The sequence below is a fragment of the Rothia sp. HMSC062H08 genome (assembly GCF_001810775.1).
Classification (GTDB): Bacteria; Actinomycetota; Actinomycetes; order Actinomycetales; family Micrococcaceae; genus Rothia.
Genome location: NZ_KV802674.1, coordinates 129,849 through 148,063 on the forward strand (window position 1 = coordinate 129,849; position 18,215 = coordinate 148,063).

Sequence of the window (18,215 nt, forward strand, 5' to 3'; positions counted from 1 at the left end):
CCCGGCATCCATATTGGATGCCGGGCCCCTTTGCTTTCGGGCTCAGCCTATCGGCTGCCGCCGAGGTAAATTGTCGCAAAAAGTAGTTCCCAAAAAAAGAGAACTGTATTACAATGTATATATAGTCTTTAGGAACGAGGTACCAACTATGGAAAACCTAGTAATTTCAGTCTTTAACACCGAAAGCGAAGCTTATCAGTCCTTTGCAGATTTGAAGGCTTTCCGCCAAACTCAGACGACCAAGGTTGCTCAAATCGCCCTGGTCAAAAATGAAAACGGTCATATCGTTGAAAAAGAACGCTATGATTTTGAAGATTCAACGACGGATGCAACCCTAAAAGGTGGCTTGCTCGGTGCAGTTATCGGGCTTTTGGGTGGTCCTATCGGCGTCTTGTTTGGTTATGGTATTGGTAGCCTCAATGGTTTGGTTGCTGGTGCTACCGTTGATACGGCAGAAGCTGGCCTGATTGACGTTGTTTCTCAAAAATTGACTAACGGTGAAACAGCCGTTGTTGCCTTGGTGCAAGAAGACAACGAAGCAGTCATCGATGCTTACTTCACCAAGTACGACACCCAAATCGTGCGTTGGGATGTAGCAACCGTCGTAGCCGAAATCGAAGCAGCTCTGCAAGTCCAAGAAGACCTCTACAACCAGGCGCGTGCACAGATGAAGGCTGAACGTAAAGCCGAACGCAAGGCTAAGCTTGAAGAATTCAAGGCGAATGTCAAAGCAAAGTTTGACAAATTGAAAGCGTAAGCACCCAAGCATCTCATAAAAAATAGGCTATCTACTTCTGGTAGATAGCCTATTTTTTTTAAAAACTAGATTTTAGAAAGAGGAAGTGAGGATTTTGGCTCAAGATCTTGAACAAATCAAGGAAGACAATGGCAAAAATACCAAACTCAAGGTGGGGATTTTAGCCATCTCTCTTTCTCCAGGTGGATGTTGATGCCGGTGGTGCTGTTGGGGTTGCGCAGGGGAAGCTGGGCGAAGGATTCGGTGATACGGTCCAGCTCATCCTCGCTAGCGAGCAGGCCGGGCATGTAATCCATCTCCACGAAGATGTCCTTCTACAGCGGGTTATTGCGCTCTCACGAGGTTTCAACACCTCAGGGCAACAATAACCCGCTTCATCATACACAGAGTGCATATAGATTTTCTCCGGTATAGCACCATATCTCAGGTTATGCACCGCTTATGCCGTAAAAGCGCTCTGATAAGCCTTCTACTTGGTGGTCTCCACCCCAGCGTTCTGCGCGGCAGCCTTCGCCTCGGAGGTCTTCTTGGAGGCATAGAACAGGCACACGACCGCGCCCACCGCCGCGGCAACCAGGGGCAGCATCATGGAATCAGCCATTGCCGCCGCGTAGGGTTCACGCAGGACCTGCGGAAGCACGCCTCCAGCAGCGCTGCCGTGAGAGCTACCGCCCGCTGCGGCAGCCGGACCCAACGCGGACAGGTGCGAGGTAATCGCAGAAGCCATAATCGTCGTAATCGCAGCCGAACCCAGCACCGACGCCATCTGGCGGGTCTCGTTGTACACGCCCGAACCGGCACCGGCACGCTGCGGCGGCAGGTTACGGGTCGCAGACACCGACAGCGGACCCCAAATGCAGGAGTTCGCCGCACCCAGAATAATCATCGGACCAACCATCAGCCACAGGTTGCCTTCCGCAACCATCGTCGGGCGGAGCAGAGCAAAACCAACAACCATCAGCGTAAAGCCAATCACGGCAATCCACTTCGGGTCGTTACGGTTCAGACGCGCACCCACCACCGGCGCCAACGCGCCCGAGAACAACGCCATCGGGGCGGTCATCAGCGCAGCCTGGGTCGGGTCCAGGCCCTCCACCTGCTGCAGGTACAGGGTCAGCGGGAATGCCATGCTGATAGCGACCACACCCATAGCGGAGATAGCCACATTCGACACGGAGAAGTTACGGTCACTGAACAGGCTCAGCGGAACCAGCGGCTCACGCGGGTTAATAGCCTGCCAACCAATGAACAGACCCAGCACCAGAATGCCGGCAATAATCAGACCCCACACGCTCACCGCAATACCGGTGCCCAGGAACGAATCGGTCATGGTGCCCCAGTCGTAGGTGGCACCTTCCTGAATACCGAAAACTAGCAGGAACAGACCGACCGCCGAAAGCACCACGCCCAACCAGTCGAAGCTGTGCTTCTTCTGCTCAAACACCGGCACGTTACGCCACGCCAAGAACAGACCGACCAAACCCACCGGAATGTTCACGAAGAAAATCCAGCTCCAATTCAGGGCATCCACGAGCACGCCGCCCAGAATCGGGCCAACCAGCGAGGCGACACCCGCCGTCGCACCCCAAATACTCATCGCAACACCGCGCGCATTCGGCGGGAACATCAGCGTAATCAGAGACATGGTCTGCGGGGTCATCAGCGACGCACCCAGGCCCTGCACCACGCGGGCAGTAATCAGCGATTCAACGTTCGGTGCCAGACCACACCACAGGGAGGCGAGCGTAAAAATAGCCATACCGATCATGTACAGGTTCTTCTGACCGAAGCGGTCACCCATACGACCGGTAATGAGCAGCGGCACCGCATACGCCAGCAGGTAGGCGCTCGTCACCCACATACCCGCCGACAGGGATGCATCCAGATCCTGCAGCATGTGCGGCAGGGCGATGGTGACGATATTGCCATCCACCAGGATCATGAAGAAGCCAACAACCAGGGACCAGAGAGCAGGCCAGGGCTTGTAAGGTGTCTTCGCCGGGTTACCGACGAGAGGCGCTTTTTTAGGGCGTGAACTCAATGATCCTCCAGGGGATGGGTTGTATGCGGGTAGATGTCCGTGTGTTCAGCGTTGCCGCTGAGTGAATGTCCCTAATGTTACTCCTTTTCAGGGCGCAGCTTCGGTTGCTTTACCCTTATTCAACTCTTCACGGCGCGTACGCGCGGCAACCAGGCAACAGGCACCCCGCACCCTCTAGACTGAAGCTATAGAAGCTAATCCGGGCGCCACCACCGGCGCTCACCCCCATCAGACCACTCACAATGAGATGACCCCGGGAGGACCCATGGGTTTCTTTGATTTCTTCACCGACCGCACCCCGGCAGAACCCGCCGAAATCCGCCTCGTCGCTTTCGTCAGCGGCAAAGTGCAGGGTGTGGGTTTCCGCTGGTGGTGCGCCGGAACCGCCAAGCCCATGGGCCTGACCGGCTACGCCGAGAACCTCGACGACGGGCGCGTGAAGGTCGTTGCGGAGGGTACCGCCGCCTCCTGCGCTCGCCTGGTGGATGTGCTGCGGGGTGATGACACCGCGGGCCGGGTTGACGAGGTGGTCGTCGAGTGGGAGGAGCCGTCCGGCTCGTTCCGCGGCTTCGGCATTCGGTAGTAGTCCCCCGTTCTTTATGTAGTGCGCGGGTTAGTTTCTCGGTTCTCCACAGAGCACTGCGCCAGTTTGTCCTAAAGCCTTAGTTAGCCCCAGAGCCTAGTGAGCCCAGAGCGCCGCGAATTGCGCGCGGGTCATATCGGCGCGGCGCACCCGATGCTGCACCGGGTGACCGTTCTCGTCGGGGCGGCCGGAGTTCGGGTCAATATCGTCGTAGATACCCGTGAAACCCGCCTTAACCGCCACTCGTTCGGATGCCTCGTTACCCGCCAGGGCGGTCCAGCGGACGGTATCAAGGCCCAGCCCGAGCGGGTCGAAAGCGTAGCCGAGGATGGCTCGCAGCGCCTCGGTCATGTAGCCCTTGCCGCGCGCCTTCGGGGCGGCGTAATAGCCCAGTTCGGCGCGGGTTCCGGGGCTTTCGGAGGTGCCGTCAGCCAGACGTAATTCAATGGTCCCGGCAAACACACCGGAGGCGTCAATCACCCAACGCTGAATCTGTCCGGCGGCAATCTGGCGGGCGGTGGTGAGCAGGTAGTCCTCGGCGTCGGCACGCGTGTAGTTCAGTGGAATGCGGGTGTAGCGGAGGGTTTCTTCGTCGCGGCAGGCTTCTACGATGTCGGGGATATCCGCCTCGCGCAGGTGGCGCAGGGTGAGGCGTTCGGTAATGAGTTCGGGCTGGCTGGGCTCTACATATTCGCTGTGTTCTGAGAAGTCGCTGTCTGAGAAGTTACTGTGTTCGGGGGTCATGATTCGAGCTTAAACCCTCAGGTTTGTGTGCCGGAAAAGCTTTTGTGAGCATCCCAGAATGCTCGGTGATGCAAATCATAGTTAAACCTTCAGGTTTTATTCCAATATTACTTGATTATTATGAATTATTCATAATAAAATAATTATCAAGCCCGCCCAATGGGCACCACTTAGAACAAGCGCCGCGCAACGAATCTGCGCGGCACGAAGCAGAAAGAAGAACACCATGGCAGTTCTGACCATCGGCGACCAGTTCCCCGCATACGAGCTCACCGGCGTTGTCCCCGGTAAGCTGGCTGACATCGAAGCAACCAAGCCCGAAGACTACTTCACCACCGTCTCCTCCGAGGGTCTGGACGAAGACACCTGGCGCGTCGTCTTCTTCTGGCCGAAGGACTTCACCTTCGTTTGCCCCACCGAGATTGCTGCATTCGGCAAGCTCGCTGACGAGTTCGAGGCACGCGACACCCAGGTGATTGGTGTTTCCGTTGACAACGAGTACACCCACTACGCATGGCGCCGCTCCCACGAAGAGCTCCTGGACCTGCCCATCGTCATGGCATCCGACCTCAAGCGTGAGCTGGTTAGCGCACTGGGCATCCTGAACAAGGACGGCGTTGCAGACCGCGCAACCTTCATCATCGACCCCCACAACACCATCCAGTCGGTCTCCATTACCGCTGACTCCGTCGGCCGTAACACCGACGAGGTGCTCCGCCAGCTGGACGCACTGCAGTCCGACGAGCTGTGCGCATGCAACTGGAAGAAGGGTGCAGCAACCATCGACGCATTCAAGGAGATGAAGTAATCCATGAGCATCGATAACCTGCGTTCGGCTCTGCCTTCCTACGCGAAGGACATGAACCTCAACCTGTCCTCCCTGCCCCGCATTAGCTCTCTCACCGAGCAGCAGCTCTGGGGCGCAATCCTCGCAACCGCAGCAGCAACCAAGGTTGACTCTGTTGTTGTTGAGATTGCTGCAGAGGCTAAGGAGCACCTGAGCGACACCGCTTACGAGGCTGCTCTGGGTGCTGCATCCATCATGGGCATGAACAACATCTTCTACCGCACCCGTGGCTTCCTGAATGGTGCATACGATGACCAGCGCGCAAACCTGCGCATGCAGATCATCGGCAAGAACGGTGGCATTGAGAAGCTGGACTTCGAGATGTTCGCTCTGGCAGTGTCCGCAGTCAACGGCTGCTCCCACTGCGTTGAGGCTCACGAGCACACCCTGCGCGAAGAGGGCGCAACCAAGGAGCAGGTCAACGACCTGATCCGTATTGCTGCAACCCTCGGTGGCGTGGCACAGGGCATTCAGCTGGCTGAGGCACTGGGCTAAACCCACTAAGCGTTAGAGCTTGAAACAAGCGGCGCATCCACCCCTTTACGGGTCGGATGCGCCGCTTACTTTATGCCCAGATTATGTCCTGCACTAGCTAAAAACGTGTTGGACGGCAGTTCCCTAAATCCCCCAATTTGACGCTATACAATGCCTGTATGCGGTACTGTATTTTGGACTCCACCAGCCCCCTTCCCAGCGTGGAAGAACTTACTGAGCTTTACGATTCTGTGGGCTGGAGCGCCTATACCAAAACACCCGAACGTCTCATCCCGATGGTGGAAGGGTCGCGGTATCTCTACACCGCACGAGAGGCAACCACAGACGGAACGGGACGGCTCGTCGGGCTAGTCCGCGCCGTCGGGGATGGACATTCTATCGCCTACATTCAGGACCTTTTGGTACATCCGCACGCCCAACGACAGGGCGTTGGTTCTGCGCTTCTAAAGCGTGTCATTGAGGACTTTGACCAAGAAGACATTCGACAGCGGCTCATTACTACCGACGTCGGTACTGAACACGCCGTTGCGCTCTACAAACGCTACGGCTACGCCCCCGTAGAGGCGGCAGGATGCATCACCCTTGCATGCTATCGATAAGGCAATATCGCATGCGGCTTGACTCGTTCAAACTAGCTGAGGCACTGGGCTAAACCCACTCAGCGTTAGAGCTTGACCAAGCGGCGCATCCACCCATCACGGGTCGGATGCGCCGCTTTGTTTTATGTTTTAGCTGCCCGCCGAGCCCGTGCGCAGGGCGGCATCCCAGCTACTCGCCAGGCGCGTCGCCGCGGCCACCAGAGCCACCAGATCCTCGGCGTACACCGGGGTCGAGCGCACGCCCGCGCACCAGTCAATTGTGCCCAAACCCAGCCAGGGCTTACCCGGAAAGAACTCGCGGCGTAGCGCCACGCGGCGCTTACCCAGGGCGCGGCGACCGGGCACGTACCCGCCGCGGCTGATGAACAGCGCCTCGCGGCCCTCGGACTCCACTAGAGCCTCCAGTGCCCTCAACGCGGGAACCCAGCTCGGCTCCCCCACGCTCGCCAGGTCGGCCGGCTCGGGGTACTCGCTCTCGTGCTCCGCCACGCTCACTCCCAGGATGTACTGGTAACGCACCTGCCCGAGCTCCTGCGGCAGGCCGCGGTCGGCGGTCTGAATCGTGCCGCACAGGTGGCGGGCGACCGGCTCACCCTCGACGTTCACGCCGGCCAGGGGCTCGCCGTCCCGGTAGATTGCGGGGCCGTCCAGGTAGAGCCCCACCGCGCCGGTACCCGTAATGTTGGGGCGCACCGACCAGCCGGGAAGCGCCTCCTCCAGACGGGGTACGATTCCCTGCAGGACCCCGAAAACTTCGTCGCGAGATACCGCCACAGCGGCTCCTTTCACCTTACGCAGATTTCGTCTAGTCCCAGCTTAGCGAGCGTTCCGGCTACGCGAAGGCAACCACACCATGAGCGCCGACAGCGCCGTGCCGGCAAACATCATGACCGCCATGGACTCCACCGCATTCAGGGGGCTCAACGCCAACAGTAGCGAAGAAATGATGCCGTTACCGTACTGGAAAGAACCCAGCGCAAAAACAATCATGACAGAACATTGGGGGTGGAGATTCACTCATTCTACGCCCATCTTTTAGCGCGCCCACAAGCTTCTCCTTCTCGTCTCAGAGCTCGTCATGAGCACTTTTCAACTAGGAGCAGGAGCGGCGGCGGGTCTACAATAAATCGGTGCCAATTCAGGTACGCGCACAGGCAGACAGAGCCGGATGCGGTGATAACGTCGTCACCCGACCCCCCCCGTTGCGCGCGCCTCCCCCTACCGGCACCCGCAGCACACGCATCACGTACGCAGGAGAACGCCCATGCACGAGTTCTTTGACCCCGATCAGGTATTCCGCATCGTCGACATTGCCGCCGTTGTTGCTAACGGCCTGCTCGGCGGTGCTGTGGCGCGCGCCTTCCGATTCGATATCGTGGGCTTCCTGCTACTCGCGGTCGCCTGCGGTATGGGCGGCGGCATGATTCGTGACGTGCTACTAAACTCGGGCCTGCCCGTGGCGCTCACCGACGGCGGCTACTGGGTGGGTGCTATCGGCTCCTCGATTCTGGCGTACAGCATCGATTTGAGTGCCCGGTGGGCGACCCGAACCATGCTCATCATTGACTTCATCGGTATGGGCGCGTGGGCGGCAACCGGCACCATCAAGTCCCTGAACCTGGGTCTGCACTGGCTGCCCGCTATCGCACTGGGTGTGACCACCGCGGTCGGTGGCGGCGTTATCCGTGACATCATGGTCAACCGTATTCCGGCAATCTTTGGTGGTAACTCCCTGTACGCTACCGTGGCGTTTGTGGGTGCCGCCGAGACCGCCCTCGTGACCGGCCTATTCCACCGCCCGAACCTGGCGATGGGTCTGTCCATTCTGCTGTGTTTGGTGCTGGGTGTGCTCTCCCATATGAAGAATTGGCAGCTGCCGACCACTCCGGCTGAGCTTCGTGTGCCTCGCCCGCGCCTCTTCAATTTTGGTAAGCAGGAGGACCGCACCGTCGCTAATGAGGGCTGGTCGCCCGGTGAGCCGCTCACTGAGCAGCTTGAGGTTATTAACGCTGAGCAGCTGGAGGAGTACCGCCGCTCTAAGGGGCTTTCAGAGTAAAAGCCAATATATGCTGAATATAGAATATGGGCTGGTTTCCGCTGGTTAGATGCTTATCTGACGGGCAGAAACCAGCCCATATTTACTATGTACAGTACAACTAAATCGTGTACTCAGTGCTGTCGTACACGGTCAGGAACTTGCGGATACGCTCATCGTCCGAGGCGAAGAAGCCATTCGGCTCACCGTTATAGCGCAGGGTACCGTTCTCCAGGAACACGATGCGGTCCGCGACCTTCTTCGCAAACGCCATATTGTGCGTCACGATGACCAGAGAGCGGCCCTCCTTCGCCAGCTGCATGAGCACGCGAATCACCTCCGCCTCCAGCTCGGGGTCCAGGGCGCTCGTCGGCTCGTCGAAGAGCAGGTATGCCGGTTCCAGCGCCAGGGCGCGGGCAATCGCCACGCGCTGCTGCTGACCGCCCGAGAGCGACTCCGGGTAGGAGCCGGTCTTATCGGCTAGACCCACCTTGGCGAGCAGCTCGCGGGCGCGCTCCTCAGCCTGCTTGGCGTCCAGGGTGCCGTTGAGGGTCGGGGCGAGCGCCACGTTCTTCAGCGCCGTGTAGTTCGGGAACAGGTTGAACTGCTGGAACACCATCGCCGAGCGGGAGCGAATATCACGCACCTGCGCGTCGGTGAGCTTCTGACTGTAATCCACCTGCGCGTCATCAATGGTGAGCGTGCCGGACTGCGGGGTTTCCAGCAGGTTCAGGCAGCGCAGCAGGGTCGACTTGCCGCTACCGGAGGGGCCCAGAATCACCGTGGTCTCACCGTCGGGGATGTCCAGGCTGATGTTCTTGAGCACCTGCGTCTCGCCGAAGCTCTTCGACAGGGAATCAACGCTAAGCATTGTTGCTCCTCACGTAACGGTTGCTGTACTTCTCCAGCGCCGACTGCGCGGCGGTCAGCAGAGTGAAAATCACCAGGTAAATAATGGCGACTTCGGAGTACATTGCCAGCGGCTCGAAGGTACGCGACGCGATCTGCTTACCGGTCTGGAACAGGTCAACCATCGAAATAACCGACACCAGCGAAGTGCCCTTAATCAGGTCAATAAAGTTGTTGCCCAGGTTCGGCAGCGCGATGCGCACCGCCTGCGGAATCACCACGTGGCGCAGGGTCTGCATGCGGGTGAAGTTCAGGGTTGCCGCCGCCTCAAACTGGCCACGGGGAATAGCCGCCACCGCGGAGCGGAAGGTTTCCGCCACGTACGCGCCGGTGTGCAGGCTCATCGTGATGATCGCGGCACTCCATACGTCCAGTGCGATACCGACCTTCGGCAGGCCGTAGAAGACGATGAACAGCTGAACCAGCAGCGGGGTGCCACGGAAAACCCAAATGTACACCCACGCCAGCCAGTTCACCGGCGCAAAACGGCTCGTACGCGCGCCAGCAGACACAATGCCGACCAGCAGCGCCACCGCGAACGAAATCAGCGACAGCGGAATGGTCACTGCCACCGTCGAGGCCAGCAGCTGAGGCAGGGACTCAGCCCAAAGATTCAGGTAGCGTTCCATGAACGGAACTCAGCTCCTTATAGAAAGTATTAGTTCTTCGGGGAGAGGTCTTCGCCCACGTACTTCTCGTAAATCGCCTTGATGTCACCGTTCTGCAGGTGCTTCTTCAGCGACTCGTCGATAGCGTTGCGCAGGGCGTCCTGGCCCTTAGCCATCAGGATGGAGGAGTTGCTGCCGGTACCCAGGTCACCGGAGAGCAGGCGCAGGTTAGCGTCCGGGTGCTCCTTGAAGTACTCAGCGAAGGACACGGAGTCGTTCGCGGTCATCTCGGCGCGGCCCGAGAGGACCTGCTCGATGGCCTCGTCGAAACCGGAAACAACCACGATCGAGGCGCCCTTCGCCTCCACCATCTTGCGGAAGTTCGAGGTCTCAGACTGCGCCGAGGAGTGGCCGGAAATCTCGCTCACGTTCTGCAGGGAAGAATCCTTCTTCACAGCAACCTTCGGCTCGGAGTACAGGTAGGGTACGGAGAAGTCGTACTTCTGCTTACGCTCATCGGTTGCGGAGACGTTGTTAATGACAATGTCGTAGCGGTCAGCGTCCACACCGGCAATCAGCGAATCCCAGGGGGTCTCGACGAACTCGGCGGTCACGCCCAGGTCCTTGGCAATCAGGTCGGCGATTTCCTTCTCGAAGCCGACCAGGGTGCCGTTGGACTCGTGGAAGGAGAAGGGGCGGTAGGTACCCTCCAGGCCCACACGAATCTTGCCAGCAGACTTGATAGCCTCCAGCTTGTTAGTGCTGGATGCGGAGGTGCTGCTGGACGAACCGCACGCTGCGAGCAGTGCAGCCAGGCCGGTGAAGGCGGTGCCTGCGAGGACGGTGCGGCGGTTAATCATTGCGGACATGGTTCTTCCTTTGCGTCGTAGTCGATGCTCTTGTAGGTGCAGGTTGTCACCTTGCGATAACCCTGGGGCATCATGCGGTGTGCCCCTTACTCTGCGGGTACAACGCTGGCTATCCTACAGCTATTCCCAACCCGAGAGAATTCAACATAATATTCCGTCACAATCTGCAAGAGAGGAAAACCCGGCGGTCGGTACGCGTGTGTGCTGAGTACCGGCCGCCGGGCTCCACACTAGGATACCGGCTCAGCACCCCAGAACATAAGGGTAGGTTTACCTTAAAGCTGAACTGCCCTCCACTAGGGGCGATGCTGCGCCCTCAATCTCGCCCAAACACGCCGGATGCCCTGCCGGGCATTACACGGGTATTACACCGGGTATAGAAGGAGGGGCGCACCCGGGAATCACCCCGGGTACGCCCCTTCCGTTCAAACGCTAACGAGCGCCTGATTTTTTGTAATTACAAGCCGCAGCGGCTTATACAGCACAGGCTGCTTACTTCGACAGCACCTGACGCTTCGAAGAAATCACGCCCGTATTGAAACCAGCCAGGTGCAGGCCACCGTGGAAACGCGCATGCTCAATCTTCACGCACTTATCCATCACCACGTTCAGGCCGGCAGCCTCACCAATCGCGGCAGCCTCCTCGCTCCAGGAGCCCAGCTGCATCCAGACGGTCTTCGCGCCCAGATCCACAGCCTCCTGAACCACGCCCGGCAGGTCCTCATTACGGCGGAAAATCTCCACCAGATCCGGGACCTCCGGCAGGTCCTGCAGCGACGGGTACACCGGCTGACCCAGCACAAGCTTGCCCTTCGCCGCCAGAATCGGGTTCACAAAATACAGCTTGTACGGCGACGCCGACTGCAGATACGTTGCCACAAAGTACGAGGCACGCGAAATCTTATCGCTCATACCCACAATCGCAATCGTGCGGGTATTACGCAGAATGTTCAGACGCTCAGGGGCGGAAGGACCCACCCAGGTACGCTTCTCAGTCATTACTTCTCCTCCTGAGTGGTAGTAGGCAGGGAGCAGGATGCGCCAGCAGCAGCCTCAGCGGCGGCAGCGTCCTCGGCGGCCTTAGCGGCGGCAACCGCCTCCTCAGCCTCCACGAGCTTGTCCGCGCTGGACTCGCCCACACGCTCACCGGCGTGGTTCAGGCCGGTCGCGTAGGTCAGCGCCTGGTCCAGGTCCCAGATGATGTCTTCCACATCTTCCAGACCCACCGAAATGCGGATCAGATCCTCGCCCACGCCGGCAGCCTCAAGCTGCTCACGCGACAGCTGCTGGTGCGTGGTCGAACCCGGGTGCAGAACCAGGGTGCGGGAGTCACCAATGTTCGCCAGGTGGCTTGCCAGCTGCAGCGCACCGATGAACTCGCCGCCGACCAGGCGGCCCGAGGCCTTCTCGGTCGCCTTCACACCGAAGGAGAACACGGAACCGACGCCCAGCGGCAGCAGCTTCTTCGCGCGCTCGTGGTGCGGGTGGTCTTCCAAGCCGGCGTAGTTCACGTAGGCGATGCGCTCATCCTCAACCAGCCATGCGACAACCTGCTTAGCGTTCGCCAGGTGCGCGTCCATACGCTGCGGCAGAGTCTCAACGCCCTGCAACAGGTTGAACGCGGCCTGCGGGCTCAGCGACGGGCCGAAGTCACGCAGCTGCTCGGAACGCAGCTTGGTGAGGAAGCCGTACTCGCCGAAGTTACCCCACCAGGACACGCCGTTGTAGGAGGGCACGGGCTCGGTCATGGACGGGAAGTTGCCGTTGCCCCAGTTGAAGCGGCCGGACTCGACGACGACACCGCCGAGGGTGGTGCCGTGGCCGCCCAGGAACTTGGTGACCGAGTGGATAACGATGTCCGCGCCGTGCTCGAGGGGGCGAATCAGGTAGGGGGTGGAGATGGTGGCGTCCACGACCAGCGGGATGCCGGCCTCGTGGGCGACCTCTGCGAGGCCCTCCAGGTCGGCAACCTCGCCGGAGGGGTTGGCGACAACCTCGGTGTAGATTGCCTTGGTGTTCTCGGTCAGTGCCGCCTTGTAGTCGGCGGGGTCGGTGCCGGGAACGAAGGTGGTCTCAATGCCGAAGCGTCGCAGGGACACGTCCAGCTGGGTGACGGTGCCGCCGTACAGCTGCGAGGAGGCAACAATGTGGTCGCCCTGCTGGCAGAGCGCCGCGAAGGTGATGAACTCGGCAGCCATGCCGGAGGCGGTGGCCACCGCGCCGATACCGCCTTCGAGGGAGGCGATGCGCTCCTCCAGCGCGGCGACGGTCGGGTTGGACAGGCGCGAGTAGATGTTGCCGTACTTCTGCAGGGAGAAGAGGTTCGCGGCGTCGTCAGCGTCTTTGAAGACGAAGGAGGTGGTCTGGTAGATGGGGACCGCGCGGGCACCGTGCTCGGCGTCGGGGGTGCCGCCCGCGTGTAGTGCGCGGGTGCGGAAGCCGAAAGTGTGTTCAGCCATTGGTTTGCTCCTGGTGTATCTGCCCGCCTGTGTGCGGGGAGTCGATAGTGGCTCGACTTTATACTGTGCCACCGGCGGCGGGGTGCACCAAGTGCGGGTACCTATATGTCGTTTATTGCGGATTATGACGGGGCATCATATCAGCTGTCATAACAGAAGTTGTTATGACGGCTGTTATGATGCGCGCTCAATCAGCGCCGGCAAAATACCCGGTTTTAGCTTGCAAATCCGGGGTTTTCAAGGTTCAAGGCGCGAGGAAAATATCGCATCATAACAACATTATCGCAGGATCATAACAACTTCATAACAGAAATTGTTATGATGCTGTTATGACGTTGCTATGACGTTCACCAAGAAGTAGCCATCGGGAGCATGCATGGAAACAAACACCGCCGAACTCATCAAAAACCTACGCCATAACCGGGCTGAAAACGGGCGGGTAGAAGTCAAAGCTGCCGCTGGCGGGTTCCCTAAGTCCGTTCTTGAAACCGTTAGCGCCTTCGCTAACGGCGACGGTGGCACCATCCTTCTTGGCCTGACCGACCCGGCAGAGGGTCTGCAACCGGTTGAAGGTTTCAATGCACAGGCAGTCCACGACGCATCCGTTGAGGCAATCCGTTCCAAGATCACGCCTCGACCCCCGGTAGATATTCAAATTGAGGCGGCAGATGAGCAGCACCGTATCGTGCGCATCGACGTACTCCCCGGCGACCCGACGCAGAAGCCCTACTACATCGAAACACACGGCATGTACAACGGCTCCTACCAGCGCGTCGGCGAGGCCGATATTCGCCTCACCAAGTACGAGATTGACCGCCTCCTAGAGAACCGCAGTCAGCCCCGCTACGACGAGGAACTCGTCAGCGAGGCAAGCTTCAAGGACCTCTCACCCACCCTCGTCAGCGCCTACGTTGCCCGCCTCCGCGAAGAACAGCCTCGCGTTTTTGCGGCGCTTTCTGACCGTGAGGTTCTTCTGCAGGCACGCATTCTGCGCATCGATTCTGAGGGTCGAGAAGTGCCCACTCTTGGGGCGCTTCTCGCCATGGGCTCCTACCCGCAGGCGTTCTTCCCGCAGCTGATGATGAGCGTCGTTGTTCTTCCCGGTGAAGAACTCGGTGAGGTCACCGAGGACGGTCGACGTTTCCTAGACAATCACAGCTGTACCGGGCCTATCCCCTCCATGCTGGATGAAGCGATGGGCGTTTTGGTTCGCAATATGCGCAAAACGTCCACGATGGAGGGTCTCAACAGCAGCGGTATCGGGCGGGTTGAGCGCTACGAGTATCCGCTGGAGGCTATCCGTGAGCTCCTGGTTAACGCCCTCATGCACCGCGACTACTCGCCGGGTGCGCGCGGCTCGCAGGTGCAGGTTGAGCTCTACACCAACCGCCTGGTGGTGCGTAGCCCGGGTGGTATTTACGGTGCCGTGACTATCCGAGATTTTGGTCAGCCCGGTGTTTCTTCAACCCGCAATAGCTACCTGGCGAGCATTCTGACTGACCTGCCCGACCCGGCGACGGGGCGTTTGATTGCGGAGAACAGGGCTTCGGGTATTCCCACGGTTCTGCGCGCGCTGAAGGAGGCGGGTCTGCCCGCTCCCCAGTTTGCTGACCGTCTACTCTATGTGCAGGTCACTCTGATGCAACCCCCACAGGATGTGTCTTCTACGGAACAGAAGACCACACCTGAGGATAAGACTCAGCAAGCAACCCATTCCACGGGCAAAGATTCAGCCGACGCCGTCGAACCGACGGGAGTCGACGTGTCGCTTGATGGTCTCAGCGAACGCCAGGCTGGTATTGTGCGCGGCCTGCGCGCACAGGGCGAGGCTGTTTCCACGGCGTATATCCAAGAACATTGGGGTCGGGGCGCTTCACGTACCTCCATTACGAATGACCTGCGCAGTCTTGTGGAGGCGAAGCTGATTGTCCCGACGGCTCCGCCGCGTAGTAAGAACCGTAAGTATCGCGCTGCTTAGAAGTGCCCGATAAAAGGTACACAAAAAGGGGAGGGAAATAGAGCGGTTATTCTCTATTTCCCTCCCCTGCGGCTACTCAGCCAAGACCTTACTTAGCCGCAGGCCCACTCAAAGACGACCTGCGAGAAATCGCGGGCGGCAAGCGTCTCCGGAGTAATCAGCCAGTTCGCCGCACCGGCATCACCCCACATGATCTCGATTTCTTCGTCTTCGTTCTCCTCGTTCTCCGACTCGGAGACGATAGTCAGCAGGTTCACCGTGTGGCCGCGCAGCTCCTTGAACTCGTCACGCGGGTCATTCTGCACGAAGTACGGGTATCCGCCCACGTGGGAGTACTCTTCATCCGACTCGAAGGGGTCCGTCAGCTCGTAGATAGCTTCGCGGCGAGGCTGGTTCTTATACGGGTTTTTGTGCGCCTCGGGCAGCAACTCATCCGGGTAGGTTTCATCCCATTTCTTGCCAAAGAGGTCATAGTAGTCGTAGCCGGATGCGGTCACACCCTGCTCACGCACCTCAAAGGTCATGCCGTACTCAATTTCGAGCGGGCCGCTCTCACAGTCGAAACCGCCAATGGGCCAACCGCCTTCGTCCCAGTCCACGTTCGGGAACGGGGCGTCCGGGTTCGGTTCGCCCAACGTCTCGTAGTAGACGACGCGGTGATTCTTCTGAGAGAGCGGGTTCTCGTAGTCGTAACCCCACAGGCATTCTTCGTCGTTCGGGTCCATCCAGAACTGCAGCAGACCGGTGGCGGGGTACAGGTCGTTTTCGGGCAGGTCAGCGCAGTTAATCTGCGCAATCATACCCAGCGGCTCACCCTTCTCATTGGTCGGTGCGGACTCGCCAGCGGGCAGGTAGGGGCGGCCACCAAACTTGGAGGCAGTCTGCGGCAAGGGATCGGCGGGAACGAAGGGCTTCAGCGCGATAGCCTTCTTGCGGGCACCCTCCTGGTTGAGCAGGTCGATAACGTGCTTCGCCTGCTTCTCGATGTCCTTGAACGGCTTGTTGTCGAGCATTTTAGAGTCTCCTCATTGATGATGTGAAAGTAATACGGTGTCTAGCTGCAAGCCCACTCAAAGACGACCTGCGAGAAGTCGCGGGCGGCAAGTGCCTCCGGGGTAATCAGCCAGTTCGCTGCACCGGCATCACTCCATATCACGTACACGTCCTCCTCAGCATCCTCGCCCCACTCCGACTCGATAGTCAGCAGGTTCACCGAGTGGCCGCGCAGCTCCTCAAACTCATCGCGCGGGTCACCCTGCGCGAACGAAGGGTAGCCGCCAATATACGAGTAATCCCTCTCCTCCGATTCGAAGGGCTCCAGCAGGTTGTAGGAGGCGTTATCGCGTGCGTTCGGGTTCTCGGGAAGCTTCTGGTCCGGGTACATTTCATCCCAGGCATCAGCGAACTGGTCGTAGATTTCGAGGCCACCGTCCAGGAAGCTCTGTTCCCAGGTCTCGAAGGCAAGTGCGTACTCGGTGGTCGCCTCAGAAACGTCCTCGCCCTCGGGGCCCAGAGGCCAATCGTATTTATCCCAATTCACGGTCGGGAAGGGGGCATCCGGGTTCGGCTCATCCAACGTCTCGTAGTAGACCACGCGGTGGTTTTTCTGCGAAAGCGGGTTCTTGTAGTCGTAACCCCACAAGCACTTTTCGTCGTTGGGGTTAATCCAGAACTGCAGCAGACCGGTTGCTGGGTAGATATCATTTTCGGGCAGGTCGGCACAGTTAATCTGCGCGATCATGCCCAGCGGCTCACCTTTCTCATTGGTCGGCGCAGACTCCCCGGCGGGCAGGTAGGGGCGGCCACCAAACTTGGAAGCAGTCTGCGGCAGCGGTGCATCGGGGCGGGTCACCTTCAGGCGGATTGCCTGCTTGCGGGCGCCACGCTCGTTGAGTGCGTCGATGACGCGGCGTACCTGCGCCAGGGTCTCTTCGGAGGGCTTATTCTTCGGCATTACGTGCTCATTTCGTCGGTGAATTAATCGGTGTGGAAGGTTCGGTGTGTCAGGCGCGGGCAACGGTACCGCTACGCCTTCTACCCCCATTAGACCCTATTTCGGGCGGACGCGCACCGAATCCGGTCACAAGTGCATCCGGCGGGCAAAAAACAGGTGCACAGCGTGCAGAAAGCCCCGCTTCCTCACCCTCATGCACGGGCATGAGAGGCAAGAATGCGGGGCTTCAGTGATTCTTGGTGGAACTCAGTGATTCTCTACAAATCTCTACGAGAGGCTAGAGCCTTTAGAGCGCCTTCTCAATGGTCTCCAGAACGCCAAGCGCGGCAGCCGGGCCAGCGTTCAGGAAGAACATATCAGAATCCACGCTGTGCGCGCGCTTCTCGGTAACAGCCTTGAGGGTGCTCCACAGCGCCTCACCGGTCAGCTTAGACTCGTCACCGCCCTGCACACCGTAGAACAGGTAATCGCCGTCAGCCTGGTCAAGCTGCTCGGAGCTCAGGTCGATGGAAGTCTTCTCAACCTGCGCAGCTGCGGGGCGTGCCAGGGACGCATCCTGGCAGATGGAGCCCACGAACGAGGACTTCGCGAAGATGCGGGTGCGGTCAGCGGAAGCGTACAGGAAGGAGAAGGTCTTCTCGGTGCCGGCCTTCTGACCGACCGACTTCGCCTTGGTGGTGTACTCCTCCATAAGCTTCTCAGCCTTCTCGGTGGTACCCAGCGCGGCGGCAATCAGCAGGAAGTCCTGCTTCCAGTTAATGCCGGTACCCTCGGTGACCACGGTCGGCGCGATCTTGGCGAGGGACTCGTACAGCTCGTCCTTCTTGTTGGTGTTGTTGATGAGGATCAGGTCGGGCTTGAGGTTTGCGATGGCCTCAACGTCCGGGTCGGTGCGCTTGCCGACCTTGGCAATCTTGTCGAGCTCTGCGGACTTATCGGAGAACTTGGTCTTCAGGTAGGTGGGGACCAGGTCGGCGTCACCGGCAGTTGCCGCGCCGACGGGTACGATGCCCAGGGAGAGCACGCCGTCGAGCTGACCGGTGGAGAGAATCACGACCTTGGAGGGTGCGGATTTGATGGTGGTTTCACCGCGGAAGTGCTTGACGGTGCGGGGGAATTCGCCGTCAACGGTGGTGGTGCCCATGCCGGAGGGCAGGGCGGAGGGTGCCACCTTCTTACCGGTCGCAGAAGCAGACGCGGAGGAAGAGCCGGAAGTGTTGGAGGAGCCGCATGCCGCCAGGGCGAGGGCACCGAAGGAACCGAGTGCGAGTGCGCCGAAGGAGCGGCGGGTGATCTTATTCGTCATATTTGCCATTTTATTAGGATAACCTCATATA

19 protein-coding genes and 1 pseudogene are annotated in these 18,215 nt (G+C 59.4%); 7 read left to right on the top strand and 13 right to left on the bottom strand.

Annotation, left to right across the window (positions count from 1 at the left end):
* Window positions 1–148 precede the first annotated feature (148 nt).
* Entirely contained in the window at window positions 149–757 is a 609-nt protein-coding gene (locus HMPREF2765_RS07765; RefSeq protein ID WP_044150839.1) for a DUF1269 domain-containing protein, read from the top strand.
* A gap of 176 nt (window positions 758–933) precedes the next feature.
* Here the strand turns inward: HMPREF2765_RS07765 and HMPREF2765_RS07770 are convergent.
* Window positions 934–1,071: pseudogene (locus HMPREF2765_RS07770) on the bottom strand (C4-dicarboxylate ABC transporter substrate-binding protein); the annotation flags it as partial.
* A gap of 155 nt (window positions 1,072–1,226) precedes the next feature.
* Window positions 1,227–2,798 (bottom strand): DHA2 family efflux MFS transporter permease subunit, encoded by a 1,572-nt coding sequence (locus HMPREF2765_RS07775; RefSeq protein ID WP_070605107.1) that lies wholly within the window; start codon window positions 2,796–2,798, stop codon window positions 1,227–1,229.
* Window positions 2,799–3,063: 265 nt separating this feature from the next.
* Here HMPREF2765_RS07775 and HMPREF2765_RS07780 point away from each other — a divergent pair, with 265 nt between their 5' ends.
* Entirely contained in the window at window positions 3,064–3,381 is a 318-nt protein-coding gene (locus tag HMPREF2765_RS07780; RefSeq protein ID WP_070605110.1) for an acylphosphatase, read from the top strand.
* Between the two features lie 96 nt (window positions 3,382–3,477).
* On the opposite strand, the gene HMPREF2765_RS07785 is transcribed toward HMPREF2765_RS07780, so the two are convergent.
* Entirely contained in the window at window positions 3,478–4,125 is a 648-nt protein-coding gene (locus HMPREF2765_RS07785) for a GNAT family N-acetyltransferase (RefSeq protein ID WP_070605113.1), read from the bottom strand.
* 226 nt (window positions 4,126–4,351) lie between these two features.
* Here HMPREF2765_RS07785 and HMPREF2765_RS07790 point away from each other — a divergent pair, with 226 nt between their 5' ends.
* The 3 genes from HMPREF2765_RS07790 to HMPREF2765_RS07800 all read left to right on the top strand — a co-directional run bounded on the left by HMPREF2765_RS07790 (window position 4,352) and on the right by HMPREF2765_RS07800 (window position 6,066).
* On the top strand, window positions 4,352–4,933 hold the full coding sequence (locus tag HMPREF2765_RS07790; protein ID WP_070605115.1) for a peroxiredoxin: 582 nt from the start codon (window positions 4,352–4,354) through the stop codon (window positions 4,931–4,933).
* 3 nt (window positions 4,934–4,936) lie between these two features.
* Entirely contained in the window at window positions 4,937–5,467 is a 531-nt protein-coding gene (locus HMPREF2765_RS07795) for an alkylhydroperoxidase, AhpD family (RefSeq protein ID WP_005507263.1), read from the top strand.
* Between the two features lie 158 nt (window positions 5,468–5,625).
* Entirely contained in the window at window positions 5,626–6,066 is a 441-nt protein-coding gene (locus HMPREF2765_RS07800; RefSeq protein WP_070605119.1) for a GNAT family N-acetyltransferase, read from the top strand.
* Between the two features lie 129 nt (window positions 6,067–6,195).
* Here the strand turns inward: HMPREF2765_RS07800 and HMPREF2765_RS07805 are convergent, their stop codons facing one another.
* Window positions 6,196–6,840, bottom strand: a complete 645-nt coding sequence (locus HMPREF2765_RS07805) for an L-alanine-DL-glutamate epimerase (protein ID WP_070605122.1) — start codon at window positions 6,838–6,840, stop codon at window positions 6,196–6,198.
* Window positions 6,841–6,882: 42 nt separating this feature from the next.
* On the bottom strand, window positions 6,883–7,056 hold the full coding sequence (locus HMPREF2765_RS09285) for a hypothetical protein (protein ID WP_168162422.1): 174 nt from the start codon (window positions 7,054–7,056) through the stop codon (window positions 6,883–6,885).
* Window positions 7,057–7,330: 274 nt separating this feature from the next.
* Here HMPREF2765_RS09285 and HMPREF2765_RS07810 point away from each other — a divergent pair, with 274 nt between their 5' ends.
* Entirely contained in the window at window positions 7,331–8,122 is a 792-nt protein-coding gene (locus HMPREF2765_RS07810; RefSeq protein ID WP_049340196.1) for a trimeric intracellular cation channel family protein, read from the top strand.
* A 100-nt stretch (window positions 8,123–8,222) separates the two neighbouring features.
* Here the strand turns inward: HMPREF2765_RS07810 and HMPREF2765_RS07815 are convergent, their stop codons facing one another.
* From HMPREF2765_RS07815 to HMPREF2765_RS07835, 5 genes are all read right to left on the bottom strand, one after another.
* Window positions 8,223–8,972: an amino acid ABC transporter ATP-binding protein gene (locus tag HMPREF2765_RS07815; RefSeq protein WP_070605125.1), complete on the bottom strand. Its 750-nt coding sequence runs from the start codon at window positions 8,970–8,972 to the stop codon at window positions 8,223–8,225.
* Entirely contained in the window at window positions 8,965–9,639 is a 675-nt protein-coding gene (locus HMPREF2765_RS07820) for an amino acid ABC transporter permease (protein ID WP_049340190.1), read from the bottom strand. Before HMPREF2765_RS07820 ends, HMPREF2765_RS07815 begins: the two co-directional genes overlap by 8 nt.
* Before the next feature lie 29 nt (window positions 9,640–9,668).
* Entirely contained in the window at window positions 9,669–10,487 is an 819-nt protein-coding gene (locus tag HMPREF2765_RS07825) for a transporter substrate-binding domain-containing protein (RefSeq protein WP_049340188.1), read from the bottom strand.
* A gap of 492 nt (window positions 10,488–10,979) precedes the next feature.
* A complete protein-coding gene (locus HMPREF2765_RS07830; protein WP_005509183.1) occupies window positions 10,980–11,486 on the bottom strand; it encodes a CoA-binding protein in 507 nt (168 codons plus the stop codon).
* On the bottom strand, window positions 11,486–12,946 hold the full coding sequence (locus HMPREF2765_RS07835) for an O-acetylhomoserine aminocarboxypropyltransferase/cysteine synthase family protein (protein WP_070605128.1): 1,461 nt from the start codon (window positions 12,944–12,946) through the stop codon (window positions 11,486–11,488). The genes HMPREF2765_RS07830 and HMPREF2765_RS07835 overlap by 1 nt, the downstream gene beginning before the upstream one ends.
* 376 nt (window positions 12,947–13,322) lie before the next feature.
* Between HMPREF2765_RS07835 and HMPREF2765_RS07840 the strand changes: the two genes are divergently transcribed.
* Window positions 13,323–14,924, top strand: a complete 1,602-nt coding sequence (locus HMPREF2765_RS07840; protein ID WP_070605131.1) for an ATP-binding protein — start codon at window positions 13,323–13,325, stop codon at window positions 14,922–14,924.
* A 92-nt stretch (window positions 14,925–15,016) separates the two neighbouring features.
* Here the strand turns inward: HMPREF2765_RS07840 and HMPREF2765_RS07845 are convergent, their stop codons facing one another.
* From HMPREF2765_RS07845 to HMPREF2765_RS07855, 3 genes are all read right to left on the bottom strand, one after another.
* The gene (locus HMPREF2765_RS07845; protein ID WP_070605134.1) at window positions 15,017–15,937 is read right to left on the bottom strand and encodes a YwqG family protein; all 921 of its coding nucleotides are present in this window, start codon (window positions 15,935–15,937) and stop codon (window positions 15,017–15,019) included.
* 41 nt (window positions 15,938–15,978) lie between these two features.
* Complete coding sequence (locus HMPREF2765_RS07850; RefSeq protein WP_070605136.1) at window positions 15,979–16,878, bottom strand: YwqG family protein; 900 nt, start codon at window positions 16,876–16,878, stop codon at window positions 15,979–15,981.
* A 286-nt stretch (window positions 16,879–17,164) separates the two neighbouring features.
* Window positions 17,165–18,184 (bottom strand): ABC transporter substrate-binding protein, encoded by a 1,020-nt coding sequence (locus tag HMPREF2765_RS07855; protein ID WP_070605202.1) that lies wholly within the window; start codon window positions 18,182–18,184, stop codon window positions 17,165–17,167.
* Window positions 18,185–18,215 lie beyond the last annotated feature (31 nt).